Consider the following 15,282-nt stretch of genomic DNA (forward strand, 5'->3'; position numbering starts at 1 on the left):
TTTTCAGTCCTGTTCCGGAATTTCCGGCTCCCGCAGGGCCGACCCGGTCGACATGGCGGCGGCGTGGCGGCGACGCCGGGCCAGCAGCAGCGCTCCCCCGGCCGTGAGCACCGCGCCCACCGCCACCGTCACCCCCGTGCCGGGCCGCGGTCCGGGTGCCGCCGCCCCGCCGCGCAGACCGGCGTGCCCGGCCAGGGCCGAGGCCGCCCCGCCCGCCGGTGGCGCGGACCGGTCCAGCTCCCCCGGCTCGACCAGCCGGCCGACCGCGGCGTCGCGGGGCTGCGCGAACCCCCAGTCCAGCAGCGCCGCGCCCTGCTGCCAGCCGCGCTGCGTGGTCACCTCGGCGCCCAGCAGCGTGACCACGAGCCGCCGCCCGCCGCGCTCGGCCGCCCCGACGTACGTGTGCCGGGCCAGGTCGGTGAAGCCGGTCTTACCGCCGATCGCGCCGGGGTACCGGTCCAGCAGCACGTTGTCGTTGGAGATGGCGAAGCCCTTCGCCCGCCGCGCCGGCTGGGCCGGGATCTGCGTGGACCGGGTCGCGGCATACCGGCGGAACGCCGGATCGGCGAAGCACGCCCGCGCGATGAGCGCCAGGTCGTACGCGCTGGTGAACTGCCCCGGCCCGTCCAGCCCGGACGGGGTCACCGCGTGTGTCTGCCGGGCGCCGAGCCGGTGCGCCTCCTCGTTCATCGCCCGTACCCCGCCCGCCAGTCCGTCCGGGCCGCCTCCGAGACGGGCGAGCGCGTTGGCCGCCTCGTTGCCGGAGCGGAGGAGCAGTCCCAGCCAGATCGTCTCGATCCGGTAGCGCCCGCCCTCGACCAGCCCCACCGCCGAGCTGCCCGGTTCCACCGCCAGGTCCCCGGCGGTCACCGTGACCTCCCGGTTCGGGTCCAGCCGGGGCAGCATGGTGGCGGCGAGCAGCAGTTTCTGGACGCTCGCGGGCACGCCGTACTCGTGCGGGCCGCAGCCGCCGAGCACCGCGCCGCTGTCCAGGTCGGCGACCACCCACGAGGTGGCTGTCACCGCCGGTGGCACCGTCGACGCGGGCGGGACGATCAGGCCCGCGGTGTCGAGCGCGGCGCCGCCGACGGCCCGCGCGGCCGGATCGGGCGCGGGCGGCGGCTGCGGCGGCCGGGTCGCCGGAGGCGGCACGTTCGGGCAGGGCGGCGCGGCCGGCAGCCGGCGTACGGGCACGCGGACACCCGCCACAGCGGGCGTCGCCGACACCGGCACCAGCAGGGCGGCGGCCAGCGCCACGAAGGATCCCCAGGTCCTCATGACCCGCACGCTAGCCACGCCGACCCGAACGGGTCACCGGGTCCGGGATTCGCGTTCCGCCGCCCGGACCGGGCGGTAGGGTGCCGCCGGCGCTCAGGCGCGGCGGCGCCCCCTTCGGCCGGACCGGCCCTTCCGGGCGGCGAGCACCGCCACCACCCCGCCGACGGTGAGCGCCAGCAGACCGGCGGTCGGCACGATCACCCGCCAGTCCCCGTCGCCGATGCGCTGCAGCGCGGTCCCGGCCGGGCCCCGCCACGGCGGGGAGGCGGTACGGGAGGGCTGGGCGGCCGCCGCCGGCCGGGGCTCCGCCGCCTCGGCGTCCCGCTCGCCCGGCTCGACCAGCCGGCCGACCGAGGCGTCCCGGGGCTGCCGGAAGCCCCAGTCCAGCAGTTGGGCGCCCTGCTGCCAGCCGCGTACCGGGCGGGCCTCGGCGCCGAGCAGCGTCACGACGAGACGGCGTCCGTCGCGCTGCGCGGCGCCCACGTAGCTGTGCCGGGCCAGCTCGGTGAAGCCGGTCTTGCCGCCGAGCGCGCCGGGATAGCGGTAGATGAGCTGGTTCTCGTTCTGGATCTGGAACCCGCCCTTCTTCAGCGCGGGCTGGGCCGGGATCTGCGTGCGCTCGGTGAGCGCGTACCGGCGGAACGCGGCGTCGGCGAAGCAGGCCCGCGCGATGAGCGCCAGGTCGTACGCGCTGGTGAACTGGCCGGGACCGTCCAGGCCGGACGGGGTGACCGCGTGCGTCTGCCCGGCGCCGAGCCGGCGGGCCTGCGCGTTCATCTCGGCGACGCCGGCCTGCGCGCTGCCGGCACCGAGGCGGGCCAGCATGTTCGCGGCGTCGTTGCCGGACTGCAGCAGCAGGCCCAGCCACAGCGTCTCGACCGTGTAGCGGCCGCCGACGAGCAGGCCGACGGCCGAGCTGCCCGGTTCGATGTCCAGGTCGGCGCGGGTGGCGACCGCCACCTGCCTGGGGTTCAGCCGGCTCAGCATGGTGGCGGCCAGCAGCAGTTTCTGGGTGCTGGCCGGGGTGCCGGGGACGTGCGGGCCGCACGCGCCGAGGACCGCGCCGGTGTCCAGGTCCGCCACGAGCCAGGTGGTGGCGGTGACCGCCGGGGGTGCCGGGCTGCCGGGTGGCGTGACGAGGCCGGTGCCGGCCAGTGCCTCGCCGCCCACCGCCGCCTGTTCGGGTGTCGTGGCCGGCGGTGTCGGGCGGGGCGGCCGGCTGATCTTCGGGGCGGGCAGGCGCGGGCAGGGCACGGGTGCGGCGGCCGGCGCGGCGGCGGCTGGGGCTGTGGTTACCGGGGCGGCGGTGGCCGGAGCGGGCACCCCGGTGGCGAGCAGGGTGACGGCGGTGGCGGCGGCCAGGACCCGGGCACTCATGAGAAGGCACCCTACCGAGCCCGATGATCACGGGCCGGACAGCTCACCCGTGTCGTGACACCGTGCCGACCGGGCGGTCCCGGTCGGTGACCGGGCGGGGTGTCAGCGCACGCCGCGCAGCCACCACCGCTGCCACGGCGTCTCCACCGCGCGCCGGTGGTAGTGGGACCGGACCCAGGCCACCGCCCGCGCGGGCGGCAGCCCGTCCAGCACGGCGAGCGCGGCCAGCGCGGTGCCGGTGCGCCCGACGCCGCCGTGACAGGCCACCTCGACCCGCTCCCCGGCGTACGCGCGCCGCCGCGCCTCCCGCAGCGCGTCCAGGGCGTCGGCGCGGTCGGACGGGATCCAGAAGTCGGGCCAGCGGACCCGCCGGGACGGCCACTCCGGCTCGGGGCCGGGCGCCAGCAGCAGGGCGAAGTCGGCGGGCGAGGCGGGATCGGCGACCCGGCGACCGCGTACGGTGGCGCCCCCGGGCAGCGTGAGCAGGCCGGTCCGGTCGGTCCACGGTGTCGCGTCCATCGGCTCATTGTGTCCCGGTGCCGGGACACGTGAGTGCCCGCCGGACTCGGTCCGGCGGGCACTCACGATCGAGCCGGGTCGTCCCCGGCGCGCCTCGGATCAGCCGAGGCGGCGGCGGCGCCAGGCCATGGAGGCCAGCAGCAGCACCGCACCGGCGGCGGCGAGGCCCCCACCGAGCTTCAGCGGCGTGCCGATGCTGTCACCGGTGACCGGCAGTCCACCCTTGTGCGGCGGCCGGGTCGGCCGCGGCGGCAGGACGGTGCCGGTGGCGCTCGCGATCCGCCCGGACGTCAGGCCGGTGGCGGTGAACGTGTACCGGCCCGGCCGGGTCGGCCGGTAGGTGACGGTGAAGTTGCCGTCGCCGTCGGCCGTCACGGTGAACGTGGTCGGCGCGGGCTGCGGCTGGGCCCGGTTGGGCGTGTAGGCGACCGGTGCCATCGCCACCGTGCTGCCGTCGCTGCGCCGCGCGGTGCCCTCGGCCGGGGCGGCCTGGGGCAGACCCGAGATCGCCACGTCGATCCGCACCGACTCGTTCGGCGCGAAGTTCGAACCCCGCAGGGTGAACGTCTCGCCGAGCCGGATGGTCGTCGGTGAGACGGTCAGCGACGCGACCTCGGGCGGGTAGACCGGGGGCTGCGGCTGCGCCGCCCCGGCCGCGGTCGGCACGGCCGCTACGGCCAGGCCCACCGTGAGCGCCATGATGATGCGGGATAGCCGCATGATGGATTCCCTCCTACTGTTCACAGCTTGGTGCGTTGACTACTTGGGTGGTCCATGGGGTGACGGTGGGTGTGTGCACCAGTTCGGCCGTCCCGGCGCCGGTCTGGCCGGTGAGCACCGTGACGTCGAGCGTCCGGGTCTGCCCCGGTCGGGCCTCCACCTTCGCCACCGCCACCTGGCGGCGGCCGTCGGTGCCGCTGCCCATCGCGGTGTCCCGCCCGTCGAGCCGCCCGGTGAGGACGGCGCCGCCGGTGGGCGTGTGCACGGAGACGAAGGTGCGTGCGGTGTACTTGTCGCCGGCCAGAGCCAGTCCGGTCACCGACTTGCTCAGGCCCGACTTCGGGGCGGTGGAGTGCACCGTGACCCGCAGCCGCAGCTCGCGACGCCCGTCCGGGTGGCATTCGCCGACCGTCACGGTGGCCGAGAACCTGAGGTAGTAACCGAGCTTCGCGCCGCTGCCGTCGTTGAGGAAGACGCCGACTGTCGGCACGGCGTCCTTCTCCGGGAGTTGACCGGCCAGCCGGCTGCCGGCCAGTGCGCGTTGCTCCTCAGATCGGACACTCCAGAACAATATCCGACGTTCATTGATTGAACGGCTAAAAACGGTCAAAAGCGCACGCGGGTCGACCGTCTTGGTGAACAGGGTGTCGAACACGCCCGAGGCCGCCTTGGTGAAGAACTTGTCCTGGTCCTTCGTGTCCAGATCCCGGTAGGAGTCACTGAGGAGCGTCCGTACGGCGGTGGCGGCGGCCAGCGACGGCCCCTCCGGCACGTCGACCGGACCCACGACACCGAGCAGGTACGACAGGACCACCGGGTCCACCGCCAGCACGCCGTCCACCGTGGTGCCGGTCCGGCGGCGCACCATGTCCCGGTAGAGCGCGGCGGCGGCCGGGAAGTCCGGGTTGAGGTTCACGTCCGCCGGATAGATGCCCGGCAGATCCCCCCAGAGCCGCTTCGCCTCCGCGTCGACAGTGAGGGGCGGGTCGAAGAACCGCAGGTCGGCCGAGGTGCCCTGCTTCACCAGGCGGATCCGTCCGGCCTCGGCGCGCAGCACGGCGTACGCGCCGAACATGCCGCCGGTGGCGCGCAGCTCGGCCGGGTTCTGGGAGACCAGCAGATAGCTGCGCGGACCGTCCGCGCCGAGCAGTGGCGGCAGCAGCCGGGCGCCGCGCTCGGCGGCCGACGTCAGATCGCCGAGCTGGTCCAGTTCGGCGCGCAGCGCGGTGACCGCGTCGCGGACCTGCGTCACGAGATCGTCTGTGGGCACCTGCCGCAACCGCTCGGCGGTCGCGCGCACCGCCTGGTCGGCGGCGGCGACCTCGCCCGAGACGGCGCGCAGGCGAGCCAGATCCAGCTTTCCCTGCTTCGGCACCAGCGAGGCGAGGTCGACCCGCAGCAGCGTGGGGAACGCGAGCCGGGCCAGATCGTCCACCGCCACCGAGATCTGCCGGACCGCGGTCAGGTTGTCTCCCGCGTACGGCGTCTGCTGACCGGCCCACCACACCGGATCGCCGGTGGCGCCGCGCGCGGCGGCGGCCTGCTCCTGCAACGCGGCCAGCGTGCGCTGGGCCCGGGCCACGTCGCCGTCGAGCACCTGGGCGCTGAGCTCCCGGGCCAGCCCGGCGGCGTTCACCAGGTGGGCGCGGGCCTGCCAGCCGCGGAACGCGACCCAGCCGCCGGTGCTGAGCAGCACCGACACGACCACCAGCCCGGTCAGCAGGATCCGGCGGACCCGGGCGCGGCGGCGCCGTCGCGAACGGCGCCGCCGGCCGGGCGTGGCACCAGGTCCGGTCACGAATCTCCCCCTACGGTGTCGGTCGAATCGGACACAATTCGCGATCGAGTGCTTTTTAGCACGGGAAACTGCCCGTTCGAGCGGTTATCGGACACTCTGACGATTTAACCGGCTGTGCGCGAGCTTTGTTCCGTTCGACGCCTGCGCGCCCACCTCGCGCAGCAGGACATCGATCCGGTCCACACCGGCCCGCATCGACATGTCCCGCAGGTAGGCGTCACGACCGCGCCTGCCCATGTCGATCCGGGCGGCCGGCGGGATGGCCGCGGCCAGCCAGAAGCGGTCGGCCAGCGCCGCCCAGTCCTCCGGCGGGCAGGACAGCCCGGCGCGGGCGCGCTCCACCACCTCGGCCGTCTCCCCGGCGGCCGAGGCGACCACCGGCGCGGCGCAGGACAGCGCGGCCTGGAGCTTGCCGGGCACCCGGCCCCGCAGCTCCGGCAGGTCGCGCTGCGCGACGAGCTGGTAGTCGGCGGCGGCGTAGAGCTGCGGCATGTCCACCGCGGACCGTCGTTCCAGGAACCGGACGTTGTCCGCGCCGAGATCGGCGGCGAGCCCCCGCACCCGCTGCTCCGCCGGGCCCGAGCCCACGAGGACCAGGTCCATCCGGTCGCCGAGCGCCGCCGCCGCACGGACCGCCGTCTCCAGATCCTGACGCGCGCCGATCGTCCCGGCGTGCATCACCACGCAGCGGTCGTCCCGGCGGACCAGCCGCCGCACCGCCGGACCGGCCTGGGTGGGACGGAAGATGCGTTCGTCGGTCCAGTTCGGCACCGTGCGGACCCGGTCCGGGGCGGCCCCACCGGCCCGGACCAAATCCGCCATCGACGGCGAACCGACAGCCACCACTGCCGCCTCCCGGTAGAGGCGGCGCGTCGCGGCCTCCAGCCGCCCCGGCCGCCCGCCGTCCCGCGCCGCGGGCCGCTCCGTCCACACGTCCTGCACGTGCAGGACGGTCGGCGTACGGCCGAGCAGCCGCAGCAGCCCGGTCGCCGCGAACGTGACCGCCGGGTGACCGTGGACGTAGAGCACGTCGACGTCACGCAGCAGCCCCCGGCCGGCGAGCGCGGCGCTGCCGGCGAAGGAGAGCCAGCTCGCGACGCGGGCCCGGGCCGAACCGTCGCCCGCGGCGTACCGGGGCACCCGGCGCACGGTCAGCCGCTCACTGTGCGTCTGGTGCCGCCAGCGCTGCCGCCAGCCGGGGTACACGTGCCCGCCCGGGTAGTCCGGGAATCCGGTGAGGACCCGTACCTCGTGGCCCCGGGCCACCAGTTCCTCGGCCAGGCTTCCCGGCACGAACGCCGGCTCCGGCGGGAAGTGGTAGGTCAGGATGCCGACCCTCATGGCCGCGCTCCCGGCGCGGCTTTCCGGACGGCCGGGCGCCGCACCGCGTACCATTTCCGCATCCCCTCTGCGTCCGGCCGCGACCGCCGGAGAAAAGCCGTCGCGGCACCTTTCGTCGCGACCGTGCCGACGAGAGGGGTGCAGATGGTCGACGAGGTGCTCTTCGTCTGCCACGCGAACATGTGCCGGTCACCGATGGCGGAGTTCATCGCCCGCCGGATGCTGGCCGGCCTGCCGCTGGCGGTGGCCAGCGCGGGCACCGACGCGATCGACGGTGCGGTCATGCACCCGTACGCGGTCGAGGTGACCGCGGCCACCGGCGCGGACCCGGCGGCCTTCCGCACCCGCCGGCTGCGCCCGGAGCACCTGACCGGTGCGGCGCTGGTGCTGACCGCGACCCGCCGGCAACGCTCGGCCTGCACGGCGCTCGCCCCGGCCGCGCTGACCCGGACGTTCACGCTGCGGCAGTTCGCCCGGCTGGCCGCGGAGGCCCGCCCCGCCGAGGCGGAGGCGGACGCGGGCACACCGTTGCGGGCGGCGATGTCGGCCGCCGTCCGCGCTCGGGGGCGGCTGCAACCCGCCGCCCCCGACGCGGACGACCTGCGCGACCCGATCGGGGGTTCGCCGGCTGACTTCCGGCGCTGCGCCGAGGAGATCGAGCGGTCGATCCGGCCCGTGCTCGCGCTCATCGCGAAAGCCGGGTGAGTTCCTGCGTCCGGTCGCCCACGGCCTTCTTCGCGCCCCGCCGGGCACCGGCCCGGTCGGCCGGCACGGAGGGCGCCGCGGGCGGCACGACCACCTTGTACGCCTCGTACTGGTAGGCGTCCGCCTTGGCCACCTTGGCCATGTTGAGCACGCAGCCGAGCAGGCGCACCGAGACCGATCTGAGCGCGTGTGCCGCCGCCGCGACCTGGCTGCGGGAGGTACGCCCCTGCTGGGTGACCAGGAGCGCGCCGTCGGCCTGCACGGCCACGACCACGCCGTCGGTGACCGCCAGCAGCGGCGCGGTGTCGATGACCACGATGTCCGCCGAGTCCCGCAGTGCGACCAGCAGGTCCGCCATGGACTTGGAGCCGAGCAGCTCGCTCGGGTTGGGCGGGGTGGCGCCGCTGGGCAGCACCAGTAGGGACTTCTCGCCCCAGCGCTGCACCACGTCGCCGACCTGGACGTCGCCGACGAGCACGTCGGTGAGGCCGACGCCGCCGTCGAGCCCGAGGTAGTCGGCGACCTTGGGGCGGCGCAGGTCGGCGTCGATCAGCAGCACCCGCCAGCCCGCCTCGGCCAGCGCGATGGCGGTGTTGCAGGCCATCGTGGTCTTGCCCTCGCCCTGCAACGCGCTGGTGACCGCGATGACCCGGGCCGGTTCGTGCACGTCCACGAAGCGCAGGTTGGTACGCAGCTTGCGGACCGCCTCCGCGCGGGCCGAGGTGGCCGCGTCGCCGACGATCAGCGGCGCCGAACGCGCGCCGGTCTCGTACGGGATCTCGCCGAGCAGCGGGCTGCCGGTCACCCGTTGCAGCCCGGCGCCGTCGCGCATCCGGACGTCGGCCACCCCGCGCAGCACCGCGAGGCCGGCGCCGAGCAGCAGGCCGAGCAGACCGCCCAGGACCAGGTTGCGGGTGGGCTGCGGCGAGACCGGGTTGGAGGTGACACGGGGGCCGCTGACCACCTCGATCTTGATCGGCGGGGCCTTGCCGTCCGGCGGCGTCTCGACCTTGCGGACCAGCTCGGTGAACTTCGCCGCGAGCGTCTCGGTGGTCTTCAGCGCCCGGGTCTGGTCGGTGTCGGTGATCGTCGCCTTGAGCAGGACCGTGCCGGTCGTGGCGGTGGTGCGGATCCGGCTGCGCACCTGGTCGGCGGTGAGGCCGAGCGGCGCGTCGGCGACCACGCTCTGCGCCAGCCGGTCGCTGGTGAGCAGGTCACCGTAGGACTTCACCCGCTGCTGGAGGAAGAGGCTGCCCTGGTAGGCGTCGGTGACCCCCTGGCTGGGCGTGGTGACGAAGAACGTCACCGACGCCTCGTACCGAGGCGCCGTCCGGACCGTCACCAGCGCGGCGGTGCCCAGGCCGAGCATCACCGTCACCAGCACGATCCACCAGTGGCGTCGGACCAGGCGCAGGTAGCCGAGAACGTCCATCACGCTCCCCCTCGCGACACGCCGGTCTGCCGATGAAACTGCACGAAAGCCCCCTAAAAACACCAGTCGCCGTGCCAGGATCGAATCGCCTATTCACGACGTTACGTGACTGGACGACAGTAAACGACCGAACAGGCACAGACGGTCTAATCCTTTCAATACGGATAGGACGCAGAGGGCAGCCCATGGATCGTGAAGCCATCGCAGCCGTACCAACCCCCGGCCGGATCACCTACCGAGCCGCCACCCCCTCCCTGTTAACGCTGGACACGGCCGCGTGGTGCGGAGGATTTCTCGGCGCGGCCTGGACGCGGTACGAGTTCGACCTCACCGCCTCCGCCAGCGCCGCGACGCTCGGCCTGGCGCTGGCCTGCGCCGCGCTCTACGCCACGCTCACGCTTGCGCGCTCCCGGCTCTACGGCCGGTACCCGATCGGCAGCGCCGGTGACGCGCAGGGGCTGGCCGTCACCGTCGCGCTCGTCGCGGCCCTCGGCTTCGTCGTCGTCCTGCCCTGGACGCAGCACCCGGTCCCGGCCAGCACCCCGCTGGTCGGCGGCGCGGTGGCACTCGTGGTGATGGCGACCGCCCGCGGCCTCTGGCGCGCCCACGCCGACCGCCGGCCGCCGGCCGCCGGCCACGCCGAGCGGTGCCTGGTCTACGGCGTGGACGCGGCGAGCGAACGGCTCGTCCGGGTGCTGCTCCAGGACCCGGAGAGCAGCTACCACCCGGTGGGTCTGCTCGACGACGCCCCGGACAGCCGGGGCCTGCGGCTGGAAGGGCTGCGCGTGCTCGGCGGCCGGGAGCAGATCGGCGCCGCCGTCCGGGCCACCCGGGCCAGCACCGTCATCTTCTCGATGAGCGGCTCCGACCCGCAGCTGCTGCGCGACGTCCGCACCCGCGTGCTGGAGGCCGGGGCGGCGTTCAAGGTCCTGCCGCCGGTGCGCGAGGTGCTCGACCGCCCGGTGGCCGCCACCGACGTCCGCGACCTCCAGCTCACCGACCTGCTGGGCCGCGCGCACCGGGTCGCCGAGCTGAGCGTGGAGCGCGGCGGGCTGGCCGGGCGCCGGGTGCTGGTCACCGGCGCCGGCGGATCGATCGGCTCGGAACTGTGCCGGCAGATCGCCCGCTGCGAGCCGGACGAGCTGATGATGCTCGACCGGGACGAGTCCGCGCTGCACGCGCTGCAGATGTCCCTGCACGGGCGCGCGCTGCTGGACGGACCGGAGCTGATCCTGGCCGACATCCGCGACGCCGAGGGCATCGCCCGGGTGATCGCCGACCGGCAGCCCGACGTGGTGTTCCACGCCGCGGCGCTCAAGCACCTCCCGCTGCTCCAGCGCCACCCCGGCGAGGCGCTCAAGACCAACATCCTGGGTACGCTCAACGTGCTGGAGGCGTGCCGCGACGTCGCCGAGTTCGTCAACATCTCCACCGACAAGGCGGCCAACCCGGCGAGCGTCCTCGGCTACTCCAAGCGGATCACCGAGCGGCTCACCGCGTACCACGCGCAGCGGCTCGCCGGCCGATACCTCAGCGTCCGGTTCGGCAACGTGCTCAGCAGCCGCGGCTCGGTGCTCACCGCGTTCCAGGCGCAGATCCGCGCCGGGGTGCCGATCACCGTCACCCACCCCGACGTGACCCGCTACTTCATGACCGTCCAAGAGGCGGTGCACCTGGTGCTCCAGGCCGCGACGATCGGCCGGGGCGGCGAGGCGCTGGTGCTCGACATGGGCGAGCCGGTCCGGATCGCCGACGTGGCACGCCGGCTCGCCGCCGAGGCGGACCGCCCGGTGGAGATCGTCTTCACCGGTCTGCGCCCCGGCGAGAAGCTGCACGAGCACCTGTTCGGCGCCGACGAGGTGGACACCCGGCCGCTGCACCCGCTGATCTCCCATGTCCCGGTGCCGGAGCTGGACCCGGACGAGGTCCGCGGTCTCGACCCGTACGCCGACCCGGACGAGCTGATCAAGCGGATGGCCGCGTTCTGCGACCCGGCCGGGGTGTCCCAGCCGGCTCTGCCCGGACAGCGCTGACCCACCGGCCGACGGGACGCCCCGCCCAGGTGACAGGGCGTCCCGTCGGCCGGCTGGGTTCGCCGCCGGGCGCGGCGGCCGATAAGGTTGTCACAGGTGTGCCGGGAAGCCTGGTCGGCGATGGTTCCGCCGACCCCAGCTCCCGAACGGACCCCGCATGCCCCAGCACACCCCGCACCGGTCCCGCCTGCTGTCCCGCCGCTCCTGGCCGGAGGCCCGCTTCCTGGCCGACGTGCTGCGCACCGAGACCGTCGGTGGCGGCCTGCTGCTGCTCGGCGCGGTGCTCGCCCTGATCTGGGCCAACTCGCCGTGGCGCGCCGCGTACGCCGAACTGAGCCACTGGGTGCCCTGGCCCGGCGGCGCCGGCCTGCACCTCGACCTCGACCTGCGCACCTGGGCCGCCGACGGGCTGCTGGCGATCTTCTTCTTCGTGGTCGGGCTGGAACTCAAACGCGAGTTCGTCGCCGGTGACCTGCGCGACCCCCGGCGGGCCGCGCTGCCCGTGATCGCCGCGCTCGGCGGCATGATCGCGCCCGCGTTGATCTACCTGACGGTGACGCTCAGCGCCGGCGGCGCCGGCCTGCGCGGATGGGCCATCCCCACCGCCACCGACATCGCCTTCGCGCTCGCCGTGCTCGCCGTGATCAGCTCCCACCTGCCGCAGGGGCTGCGCGCGTTCCTGCTCACCCTCGCCGTGGTCGACGACCTGTTCGCGATCACCATCATCGCGGTGTTCTACACCGACGGGTTCCAGCCGCTGCCGCTGCTCGGCGCGCTGCTGCCGATCGCCGTGTTCGGGCTGCTCGTGCAGCGCCGGCGGACCTGGTGGTGGGCGCTGATCCCGCTGGCGGTGGCCGCCTGGACGCTGGTGCACGCCTCCGGTGTGCACGCCACCGTGGCGGGCGTACTGCTCGGCTTCACCGTGCCGGTGCTGCGCGGGCGCGACGGCGCGCCCGGCCTGGCCGAGCGCCTCGAGCACCGCTGGCGGCCCGTCTCCGCCGGCCTGGCCGTGCCGGTGTTCGCCTTCTTCGCCGCCGGGGTGACGCTGGTCGGCGTGGATGTGGGCGGCGTGCTGACCAATCCGGTGGTGATCGCGGTGGCCGCCGGGCTGGTGCTCGGCAAGGTGATCGGCGTGTTCGGGTCGACGTACCTGCTCGCCCGGTTCACCCGGGCCGAGCTGGACGAGGAGATCACCTGGGCCGACCTGCTCGGGCTGGCGCTGCTGGCCGGCATCGGCTTCACCGTGTCGCTGCTCATCGGCGAGCTGGCGTTCGGCGCCGGCAGCCCGGAGGAGGACGGCGTCAAGGTGGCCGTGCTGCTCGGCTCGTTGATCTCCGCCCTGCTCGCCTCGGTGGTGCTGGTCCGCCGCAACCGGGCCTACCGGCGGATCAGCGAACGGGAGAGCCGGGACGCCGACGGTGACGGCATCCCCGACGTCTACCAGGAGGGCCCGGCCTGAGCCGGCGCGGCGGGTGGGACCGGCCGGTCCCACCCGCCGCACCCCGGCCCTCGGCTCAGGTCAGCTCGGCGACCGCCTCGAAGATCAGCCAGAGGCCGCAGATGGCGAACAGCACGGCGGCGCCGTAGCGGATGGTCCGCTCCGGCAGGTGCCGGCCGAGCATCCGGCCCACCAGGATCGCCAGCGCGTCCGCGGCGACCATGCCGAGCGTCGAGCCGAGCCAGGTGCCGAACCAGCCGTACTTGGTGGCCAGCGTGATGGTGGCGAGCATGGTCTTGTCCCCCAGCTCGGCCAGGAAGAACGCCACACCGACGGCGATGACGGCGGACCGGCCGCCGCGCTCGGCCTTGCGCTTCTCCTCCTCGGTCAGCCTGTCGCCGCGCAGCGTCCAGGCGCCGAAGCCGAGGAACGCCACACCGGCGATGAGCGAGATCCAGTCGGTGGGCAGGGCGGCGTTCAAGCCGTACCCGATGGCCACCGAGGCCAGGTGGACGATCGCGGTGGCGATCGTGATGCCGATGAGCACCGGCACCGGCTTGAACCGCGTGGCGAACGTCAGTGCCATCAGTTGGGACTTGTCGCCCAGTTCGGCGACGAAGATGACGCCGAAGCTGACCACCAGCGCGACGAGGAAACCCTCCATGTGAACCTTCCCGATCAAGCCGGGAGGAGGAACGGGGGCGCCCTCGACCCGGCTGCGACAGCCTGAGTCGAAGGTCTCGCCCGCCCCGGAGACCGGGGCCGCGTGGCCGGGTGCGGAACGCACCAGTGTGTCGACCACGACATTGGGGGCTACTCCCCTTCGCGCCGCCAGCCTAGCCGATCACCGGCCGGCCCGGTCCCCGGGTGTGGCCGGGGCCACGACGGGCCTCAGTCGGCCCGGGCCAGGCTCACCCCGAACAGCCCGTCCGGGTCGGTCCAGAACGCCCGCCTGTCGAACCCGGCGGCGGTCAGCTCGGCGGCGATCCCCTCCGGCCGGAACTTGGCCGACACCTCGGTGCGCAGCTCCTCGCCGGCGGCGAACACCACGTCGGTGTCCAGGACCCGCACCCGGGCCGGGTGCTCGGCGCGCAACCGCATCTCGATCCACTCCCGCTCGGGATCCCAGACCGCCACGTGCCGGAACGCGTCGACGTCGAAGTCCGCACCCAGCTCGCGGTTGATCACCCGGAGCACGTTGCGGTTGAACTCGGCGGTCACGCCCGCCGCGTCGTCGTAGGCGGGCACGATCACGTCCGGATCCTTGACCAGGTCGGTCCCGACCAGCAGCCAGTCGCCGGTCTCCAGCGCCGCGCGCATCGCGGTGAGGAACTCGGCCCGCTCCGCCGGCAGCAGGTTGCCGATCGTGCCGCCGAGGAACGCCACCAGGCGCCGGCCGCCGGTGGGCAACCGGTCCAGGTGGCGGGTGAAGTCACCGACGATCCCCCGCACCCGCAGCCCCGGGTACGCGGCGGCGATCTGCTCGGTGGACGACCGCAACGCGCTCACCGAGACGTCCAGCGGCACGAACGTGCCCAGGTCGCCGTGGCGGGTGAACGCGTCGAGCAGCAGCCGGGTCTTCTCCGACGAGCCCGAACCCAGCTCGATCAGCGTCTTCGCGCCGGTCATGGTGGCCACGTCGTCGGCGTGCGCGGCGAGCACGGCCCGCTCGGCCCGGGTCGGGTAGTACTCCGGCAGACGGGTGATCTCCTCGAACAGCTCGCTGCCCCGGGCGTCGTAGAACCACTTCGGCGGCAGCCACTTCGGCGTCGCGGCCAGCCCGGCCCGTACGTCCTCCCGCAACCCACGGTCGAGGTCCTGCTGCTCCAGGTGGATCTCCAGCGGCTCCGCGCTCATCGAGTGTCCTCTCTTGCGGTGGGTACGCATCGTCAGGCGGCGGTCGTCTCCCGCACCTCGAGCCCGCCCGTGGTCGCCACCACGAGCCGGCCGTCCGGCACGGCCCGCCAGGCCGGGTCGTCGTCGAACGGTTCGGAGGCCAGCAGCACCGAGTCCGGGCCGCGGCGCACCGACAGCGCGTGCCCGGCCGTGCTCGCCACCACCGTCGTACCGTCGGTGAGCAGCAGGTTCAGCCGCGAGCCGGGAGCGGCGGCGGCGACCGCCGCGACGGTGTCCGCCACCGCCTGCGCCGGCGGCGCGCCCTCGCGCAGCCGGTGCCGGACCAGCGCCCACAGCAGCGCCGAGTCGGTCGGCACGTCGAGCGTGATCAGGTCGCGCACGGGCAGGCCGGCGGCGAGCGGGACGAGGCTGTCCGGCCAGCCCCGGACCACGCCGTTGTGGCTGAACAGCCATCGCCCCTCGGCGAAGGGCGCCGCCGCCGTCTCGTGCAGCGGCATGCCGACGGTGGCGGAGCGGACCGCGGCCAGCACCGCCCGCACCCGCGTGACGGCGGCCAGCTCCGGCAGCGTGGTGTCGCTCCACATCGGCTGGGCCCGCCGGTAGCGGACCGGATCGCCGTCGCCGGGATACCAGGCGACGCCGAAGCCGTCGGCGTTTATCGTGCCGCCGCCGCGCATGTCACGCGGCGCCCACGACTGGCGCAGCAGCCCGTACGGCGGGTCGGAGAGCAGGCTGGACAGCAGCACGGGTGGACCGAGGTACGCGAGGTGACGGCACATCGAGC

General features: G+C 74.5%; 13 protein-coding genes. 3 read left to right on the forward strand and 10 right to left on the reverse strand.

The window, feature by feature from the left end; translation table 11 throughout:
* Window positions 1-3: 3 nt before the first annotated feature.
* From ACQP26_RS16740 to ACQP26_RS16765, 6 genes are all read right to left on the reverse strand, one after another.
* On the reverse strand, window positions 4-1,278 hold the full coding sequence (locus ACQP26_RS16740) for a D-alanyl-D-alanine carboxypeptidase family protein (RefSeq protein ID WP_433493315.1): 1,275 nt from the start codon (window positions 1,276-1,278) through the stop codon (window positions 4-6).
* A gap of 93 nt (window positions 1,279-1,371) precedes the next feature.
* On the reverse strand, window positions 1,372-2,655 hold the full coding sequence (locus ACQP26_RS16745) for a D-alanyl-D-alanine carboxypeptidase family protein (protein ID WP_433493316.1): 1,284 nt from the start codon (window positions 2,653-2,655) through the stop codon (window positions 1,372-1,374).
* 102 nt (window positions 2,656-2,757) lie between these two features.
* A complete protein-coding gene (locus ACQP26_RS16750; RefSeq protein WP_281577707.1) occupies window positions 2,758-3,174 on the reverse strand; it encodes a protein-tyrosine phosphatase family protein in 417 nt (138 codons plus the stop codon).
* Between the two features lie 99 nt (window positions 3,175-3,273).
* Window positions 3,274-3,894 (reverse strand): hypothetical protein, encoded by a 621-nt coding sequence (locus ACQP26_RS16755; RefSeq protein ID WP_433493317.1) that lies wholly within the window; start codon window positions 3,892-3,894, stop codon window positions 3,274-3,276.
* Between the two features lie 13 nt (window positions 3,895-3,907).
* Entirely contained in the window at window positions 3,908-5,692 is a 1,785-nt protein-coding gene (locus ACQP26_RS16760) for a DUF4012 domain-containing protein (protein WP_433493318.1), read from the reverse strand.
* Between the two features lie 84 nt (window positions 5,693-5,776).
* Window positions 5,777-7,033, reverse strand: coding sequence for a glycosyltransferase family 4 protein (locus ACQP26_RS16765; protein ID WP_433493319.1), 1,257 nt, complete (start codon window positions 7,031-7,033; stop codon window positions 5,777-5,779).
* A gap of 123 nt (window positions 7,034-7,156) precedes the next feature.
* Here ACQP26_RS16765 and ACQP26_RS16770 point away from each other — a divergent pair, with 123 nt between their 5' ends.
* Window positions 7,157-7,738: a low molecular weight phosphatase family protein gene (locus ACQP26_RS16770; protein ID WP_433493320.1), complete on the forward strand. Its 582-nt coding sequence runs from the start codon at window positions 7,157-7,159 to the stop codon at window positions 7,736-7,738.
* On the opposite strand, the gene ACQP26_RS16775 is transcribed toward ACQP26_RS16770, so the two are convergent.
* Window positions 7,719-9,170 carry a polysaccharide biosynthesis tyrosine autokinase gene (locus ACQP26_RS16775; protein ID WP_433493321.1) on the reverse strand — a complete coding sequence of 484 codons (1,452 nt, stop codon included), beginning with the start codon at window positions 9,168-9,170 and terminating at the stop codon, window positions 7,719-7,721. The genes ACQP26_RS16770 and ACQP26_RS16775 overlap by 20 nt on opposite strands.
* A gap of 185 nt (window positions 9,171-9,355) precedes the next feature.
* On the opposite strand from ACQP26_RS16775, the gene ACQP26_RS16780 reads away from it, so the two are divergent.
* Entirely contained in the window at window positions 9,356-11,203 is a 1,848-nt protein-coding gene (locus tag ACQP26_RS16780) for a nucleoside-diphosphate sugar epimerase/dehydratase (RefSeq protein WP_269705791.1), read from the forward strand.
* Window positions 11,204-11,360: 157 nt separating this feature from the next.
* Window positions 11,361-12,662, forward strand: coding sequence for a Na+/H+ antiporter NhaA (nhaA, locus tag ACQP26_RS16785; protein WP_269705789.1), 1,302 nt, complete (start codon window positions 11,361-11,363; stop codon window positions 12,660-12,662).
* Window positions 12,663-12,717: 55 nt separating this feature from the next.
* Here the strand turns inward: nhaA and ACQP26_RS16790 are convergent, their stop codons facing one another.
* From ACQP26_RS16790 to egtC, 3 genes are all read right to left on the reverse strand, one after another.
* Entirely contained in the window at window positions 12,718-13,305 is a 588-nt protein-coding gene (locus tag ACQP26_RS16790; protein WP_269705788.1) for a TMEM165/GDT1 family protein, read from the reverse strand.
* Window positions 13,306-13,532: 227 nt separating this feature from the next.
* Window positions 13,533-14,498, reverse strand: coding sequence for an L-histidine N(alpha)-methyltransferase (gene egtD / locus ACQP26_RS16795; protein WP_281577700.1), 966 nt, complete (start codon window positions 14,496-14,498; stop codon window positions 13,533-13,535).
* A 32-nt stretch (window positions 14,499-14,530) separates the two neighbouring features.
* Window positions 14,531-15,277, reverse strand: a complete 747-nt coding sequence (egtC, locus tag ACQP26_RS16800) for an ergothioneine biosynthesis protein EgtC (RefSeq protein WP_269705785.1) — start codon at window positions 15,275-15,277, stop codon at window positions 14,531-14,533.
* Window positions 15,278-15,282 lie beyond the last annotated feature (5 nt).

It is taken from the genome of Micromonospora sp. CA-248089 (assembly GCF_050948515.1).
In the GTDB taxonomy this organism is placed as follows: domain Bacteria; phylum Actinomycetota; class Actinomycetes; order Mycobacteriales; family Micromonosporaceae; genus Micromonospora.

Excerpts from the sequence above, each read along its gene's own strand:
- ACQP26_RS16740 (WP_433493315.1), bottom strand. The coding sequence starts at position 1,278 with ATGAGGACCTGGGGATCCTTCGTGGCGCTGGCCGCCGCCCTGCTGGTG.
- ACQP26_RS16745 (WP_433493316.1), bottom strand. The coding sequence starts at position 2,655 with ATGAGTGCCCGGGTCCTGGCCGCCGCCACCGCCGTCACCCTGCTCGCC.
- ACQP26_RS16750 (WP_281577707.1), bottom strand. The coding sequence starts at position 3,174 with ATGGACGCGACACCGTGGACCGACCGGACCGGCCTGCTCACGCTGCCC.
- ACQP26_RS16755 (WP_433493317.1), bottom strand. The coding sequence starts at position 3,894 with ATGCGGCTATCCCGCATCATCATGGCGCTCACGGTGGGCCTGGCCGTA.
- ACQP26_RS16765 (WP_433493319.1), bottom strand. The coding sequence starts at position 7,033 with ATGAGGGTCGGCATCCTGACCTACCACTTCCCGCCGGAGCCGGCGTTC.
- ACQP26_RS16775 (WP_433493321.1), bottom strand. The coding sequence starts at position 9,170 with ATGGACGTTCTCGGCTACCTGCGCCTGGTCCGACGCCACTGGTGGATC.
- ACQP26_RS16780 (WP_269705791.1), top strand. The coding sequence starts at position 9,356 with ATGGATCGTGAAGCCATCGCAGCCGTACCAACCCCCGGCCGGATCACC.
- nhaA (WP_269705789.1), top strand. The coding sequence starts at position 11,361 with ATGCCCCAGCACACCCCGCACCGGTCCCGCCTGCTGTCCCGCCGCTCC.
- ACQP26_RS16790 (WP_269705788.1), bottom strand. The coding sequence starts at position 13,305 with ATGGAGGGTTTCCTCGTCGCGCTGGTGGTCAGCTTCGGCGTCATCTTC.
- egtD (WP_281577700.1), bottom strand. The coding sequence starts at position 14,498 with ATGAGCGCGGAGCCGCTGGAGATCCACCTGGAGCAGCAGGACCTCGAC.
- egtC (WP_269705785.1), bottom strand. The coding sequence starts at position 15,277 with ATGTGCCGTCACCTCGCGTACCTCGGTCCACCCGTGCTGCTGTCCAGC.